Source organism: Streptomyces gossypii (assembly GCF_025165795.1).
Lineage (GTDB): Bacteria > Actinomycetota > Actinomycetes > Streptomycetales > Streptomycetaceae > Streptomyces > Streptomyces gossypii.
Genome location: NZ_JAJAGO010000034.1, coordinates 1 through 4,486, shown reverse-complemented (window position 1 = coordinate 4,486; position 4,486 = coordinate 1). Strand labels below are relative to the sequence as shown.

Genomic DNA, 4,486 nt, shown 5'->3' with positions numbered 1-4,486 from the left:
GGATGTGCAGGTTGCGGAGACGGGCGGGGTTGCTGGGGCTGCGCACCGGGAGGTGTCGCGGGTCCTGGGGCAGTTGCAGGAGTGGCTGGCCGATGGGTGTTGGGCTTCGTCGCGGTTGATGGTGGTGACGCGGGCGGCGGTATCGGCTGCTGGTGAGGATGTGTCGGATCTCGCTCAGGCGGCGGTGTGGGGGCTGATGCGCTCCGCGCAGTCGGAGAACCGTGACCGGATCATGCTGGTAGATCTGGATGACACGGCTTCTGCTGGTGTGCTGCCGTCTGTGGTGGACAGTGGTGAGCCGCAGTTGGCTGTGCGTGCGGGTGAGGTGCTGGTGCCGCGGCTTGCCCGCGCGGGTGCTGAGGTGCTTTCGCCTCCGGCGGGTGTCCCGTGGCGGCTGGACGTGCGGGCCAAGGTCGTGGGCTTGGAGGGTCTGGCGCTGGTGGCCTGTCCTGAAGCCGGCCAGTCGCTTGAGCCGGGTCAGGTCCGGATCGCGGTACGCGCCGCCGGTCTGAACTTCCGCGACACGTTGATCGCGTTGGACATGTATCCGGGCAAGGCCATCCTGGGCACCGAGGCGGCGGGCCTGGTCACTGAAGTCGGACCGGGTGTGAGCGGGTTGGCCGTGGGCGACCGGGTGTTCGGTCTGGTGCAGCATGCGTTCGGGCCGGTGGCGGTGGCGGATCGCAGGTCGCTGGCGAAGATGCCCGCGGGCTGGTCGTTCGAGGAGGCCGCCTCGATGCCGGTAGCGTTCCTGACCGCCTGGTACGGGCTGGTGGATCTGGCCGGGTTGCGGAAGGGCGAGTCGGTCCTGATACACGCGGCGGCCGGTGGTGTGGGCATGGCGGCGGTGCAGATCGCCCGCTATCTGGGTGCCGAGGTCTACGGCACCGCCAGCCTCGGCAAGCATCCGACGCTGGAAGAGATGGGGATCGACGAGTCCCATCGGGCTTCGTCCCGCGACCTGGATTTCGAAGGGCGGTTCCTGGAGGCCACCGAAGGCCGTGGTGTGGATGTCGTTCTGAACTCCCTGGCCGGTGAATACATAGACGCTTCCGCGCGTCTGTTGCCGCGCGGCGGCCGCTTCATGGAACTGGGCAAGACCGACATCCGTGACCCTCAGCAGATAGCCGAAGAGTTTCCGGGTGTAGTGCACCAGGCGTACGACCTGATGCAGGCGAGCCCGGATCGGATTCAGCAGATGCTGACCGAGGTTGCGGAACTCGTGCAGGGCGGACACCTTGAGCCTCTGCCAGTGACCACCTGGGATGTGCGGCGAGCCCGGCAGGCGTTCCGGATCCTCAGCCAGGCCCGTCATACCGGCAAGATCGTGCTCACCATTCCGCCGTCACTGGACACAACGGGATCGGTGCTGGTGACGGGTGGTACGGGAACGCTGGGGTCGATTGTGGCCCGGCACCTGGTGGAGTCGCACGGGGTGCGGCATCTGGTGCTGACCAGCCGACGGGGGATGGATGCCGCAGACGCGGCGGCGCTTCACGACGAACTGACCGCACTGGGCGCCCAGATCACGGTGGCGGCATGTGACGTAGCCGATCGGGAGGCGTTGGCCCGGCTGCTGGCGGAGATTCCCGATGAGTATCCGCTGACTGCGGTGGTGCACGCGGCAGGAGTGGTGGCCGATGGAGTCGTCGGATCGCTGACGAAACAGCAAGTGGATGAGGTGCTGCGGCCGAAGGTGGATGCGGCGCTCAATCTGCATGAGCTGACTGCGGAGTTGGACCTGTCGGCGTTCGTGCTGTTCTCTTCGGCGGCTGGGGTGCTGGGCTCGCCGGGGCAGGGCAACTACGCGGCGGCGAATGCGTTCCTGGACGGTCTGGCGGCGCGTCGGCGGGCGGAAGGGCTTGTCGGCACCTCCATAGCGTGGGGGCTGTGGGAGCAGGCCAGTGGGATGACCGGGCACTTGGGGCGGCAGGACATGGCGCGCCTGTCCCGGTCTGGTCTGGCCGGGTTGACCACCGAACAGGGGCTGGGACTGTTTGATGCGGCAGTGGCCGCCGATGAGGCGCTGGTGGTGGCCGCCCGGGTGGATACAGCCGGGATACGCGAGCTCGGCAGTACGGTGCCGCCGATGCTGCGGAGGCTGGCGCCGGCCCCGTCGCGGCCGACCGCCAGTGCCGCTGCGGACACCTCAAATCCGATGGAGCGGCTGGGCGAACTGTCCGAGGCCGAGCAGCGGCGCATCATGACCGATCTGGTCCGTGGTCACGCTGCCAGCGTCCTGGGACACGACACCGCAGACGCCATCGACACAGGGCGAGGATTCACCGACCTCGGGTTCGACTCGCTGGCCGCGGTGGAACTGCGCAACCGGCTCGGTGCGGCCACCGGCCTTCAACTGCCGGCCACTCTCATCTTCGATCACCCCACACCGGCCGCCGTGGCAGATTACTTGCGGGCCGAACTCGCCCCCACTGCATCGGAGACCGTCGCCTCCGACTGGGGCGGTGCCAGTGAGGCCGATATCCGGCGGGTGATCAACGCCATACCCCTCGCCCGGATGAACCAGGCCGGCGTACTGGATCTACTCCTACAGCTGGTCGAGCCCGACCAATCGTCACCGGCAGCGGACCGGTACGACAGCAATGCGATCGACGAAATGGGCATCGACGATCTCGTCCGCGTGGCCCACGGGAATGGCAGCAACCGCTCGAACAATGGAGCCCGCCATGACGACTGACAACGACCGGATCGTTGGAGCTCTGCGCAGCTCGCTGAAGGAAACCGAGCGGCTGCGCAAGGAGAACGAGCAACTGACCGCCGCTCTGACCGAACCCCTCGCGATCATAGGAGTCGCGTGCCGGTTCCCCGGTGGCGTGACGGGACCAGAGGATCTGTGGACGCTGGTTTCTGAGGGCCGGGACGCGGTGTCGGAGTTCCCGACCGACCGCGGCTGGGATGTCGACGGACTGTACGACCCGGACCCGGACAGCCCGGGAAAGACGTACGGCCGCCACGGCGGCTTCCTCGACGACGTCGGTGAATTCGATGCCTCTCTGTTCGGGATCTCGCCCCGTGAAGCCCTGGCGATGGACCCGGAACAGCGGCTGCTGCTACAGACCACGTGGGAGGCGTTCGAACGCGCCGGACTCGACCCCTTGTCGCTGCGCGGCACCCCCACCGGGGCCTTCATCGGCGCAGCCCCGAGCGACTACGGCCGCGTCCCGGGCATCTTCTCGCAGGGCACCGACGGCTACACGATGATCGGCGGCGCCAGCAGTGTGATGTCCGGCCGCATTTCCTACACCTTCGGTCTGGAGGGGCCGGCGGTGACGGTGGACACGGCGTGTTCGTCGTCGTTGGTGGCCATGCACCTGGCGGCGCAGGCTCTGCGCTCGGGGGAGTGTTCGCTGGCTCTGGCCGGTGGGGTGTCGGTGATGTCGAGCCCGAAGGCGTTTGTGGAGTTCAGCAGGCAGCGGGGTCTGGCTGCTGATGGGCGGTGCAAGTCGTTTGCGGCGGGTGCGGATGGCACCGGCTGGGGCGAGGGTGTGGGTCTGCTGCTGCTGGAGCGGTTGTCGGATGCTGAGCGCAATGGGCATCCGGTGCTGGCGGTGATCCGTGGCAGCGCGGTCAACCAGGACGGTGCGAGCAGTGGCTTGACGGTGCCGAACGGTCCGTCGCAGCAGCGGGTGATCCGGCAGGCGCTGGCGAACGCGGGTCTGGGCACATCCGACGTCGACGCCGTCGAAGCACACGGGACGGGCACCACCCTCGGGGATCCGATCGAGGCGCAGTCGCTGCTGGCCACCTACGGTCAGGGGCGGTCGGAGGAGCGTCCGTTGTGGCTGGGGTCGGTGAAGTCGAACATCGGGCACACCCAGGCTGCGGCCGGGGTGGCTGGTGTGATCAAGATGGTGATGGCGATGCGGCACGGGGAGCTGCCCCGGACGCTGCATGCCGAGGAGCCGTCGTCGCATGTGGACTGGTCGGCGGGGTCGGTGGCGCTGCTGACCGAGGCCCAGCCGTGGCCGGACAGTGACCAGCTGCGGCGGGCCGCGGTGTCCTCGTTCGGTGTCAGTGGAACCAACGCCCACGTCATCCTCGAGCAGGCTTCATCGCTTGCACCTGCAGGTGAGGTGGGGGTCGGTGACGATGACGGCGGGACAGGCGAACTTCCGGTGGTGCCCCTGGTGCTCTCCGCGCGGTCTGAAGCAGGCGTGCGTGCGCAGGCGGAGCGGCTGCACCAGCACATGACCAGTCACCCGGAACTGGCTGTCGGCGATGTGGGCTATTCGCTGGCCACCACACGGGCGGCTCTCGACCACCGCTCGGTCGTGGTCGGAGATGGCCGGGAGATGCTGCTCACCGGTTTGGATTCTCTGTCGCGTGGTGAGGGTGCCGCGGGTGTGGTGTCGGGTGTGGTTGGTGGTGGTGCCCGGACGGTGGTGATGTTTCCGGGGCAGGGGTCGCAGTGGGTGGGGATGGGCCGGGAGTTGTATGGGTCTTTCCCGGTTTTTGCTGAGGCGTT

General features: G+C 68.0%; 2 protein-coding genes. Both read left to right on the top strand.

Annotated elements, in window-relative coordinates:
- Positions 1–2,698: SDR family NAD(P)-dependent oxidoreductase (locus LHJ74_RS34000; protein WP_260222223.1), on the top strand; the 2,698-nt coding region annotated here is incomplete at its 5' end.
- Positions 2,688–4,486: type I polyketide synthase (locus LHJ74_RS33995; RefSeq protein ID WP_260222224.1), on the top strand; the 1,799-nt coding region annotated here is incomplete at its 3' end. The genes LHJ74_RS34000 and LHJ74_RS33995, both read left to right, overlap by 11 nt.